At 68.2% G+C, this 893-nt stretch carries 1 pseudogene; it reads left to right on the forward strand.

Annotated elements, in window-relative coordinates:
- Nucleotides 1–42: 42 nt before the first annotated feature.
- Nucleotides 43–873, forward strand: a pseudogene (locus tag AZE13_RS35295) (IS5 family transposase).
- Nucleotides 874–893: the final 20 nt, after the last annotated feature.

The raw sequence follows: 893 nt of genomic DNA on the forward strand, positions 1-893 counted from the left end.
CGTGTCTTCAAATGATCTTGAGTAGTGGATCATGGTTGGGTGATACGTCGCCATGAACTGTCCGATGCCGAGTGGGAGTTTGTCCGGCCGCTGCTGCCCGAGTCCTTGCGGGGGCGGAAGCGGTTGGACGACCGCACCGTGCTCAACGGGATCGTGTGGAAGTTCCGGACCGGCACCGCTTGGCGGGATGTGCCCGAGCGGTACGGTCCGTGGCACACACTGCACACCCGCTTCCGCCGCTGGGCCCTGGACGGCACCTTCGAGCGGATGCTCCGTGCCGCCCAGGCACGGGCGGATGCGGCCGGGGACATCGACTGGCTGGTGTCGGTCGACTCCACGGTCGTCCGCGCCCACCAGCACGCCACCGGAGCCCGAAAAGGGGGCTCCGCAGCCCCGGCCTCGGACGCTCCCGGGGTGGCCTGACCAGCAAGATCCACCTGGCCTGCGACACCTTTGGTCGCCCGCTCGCCTTCACGATCACGGGTGGGAACACCAACGACTGCACCCAATTCACCGCCGTGATGGAGGAGATCCGGGTGTCCCGCATCGGCCCGGGACGGCCCCGCGTACGGCCCGCCCACGTCCTGGGCGACAAGGGCTACAGCTCCAGGGCCATCCGGACTTGGCTGCGACGCCGGGGCATCAGCCACACCATCCCCGAGCGGTCCGACCAGGTCCGCAACCGGCTCCGGCGCGGCAGCCGGGGCGGGCGCCCGCCGGGTCTTCGACAAGCAGCTCTACAAGCGGCGCAACGTGGTGGAACGGTGCTTCAACCGCCTGAAGCAGTGGCGAGGCATCGCGACCCGCTACGACAAGACCGCCGAGTCCTACCAAGCAGCCGTCACCCTCGCATCGCTCCTGATGTGGGCGTGACATTTGAAGACAGCTCCTAG

The sequence above is a fragment of the Streptomyces sp. NBRC 110611 genome, assembly GCF_001590865.1.
Classification (GTDB): domain Bacteria; phylum Actinomycetota; class Actinomycetes; order Streptomycetales; family Streptomycetaceae; genus Streptomyces.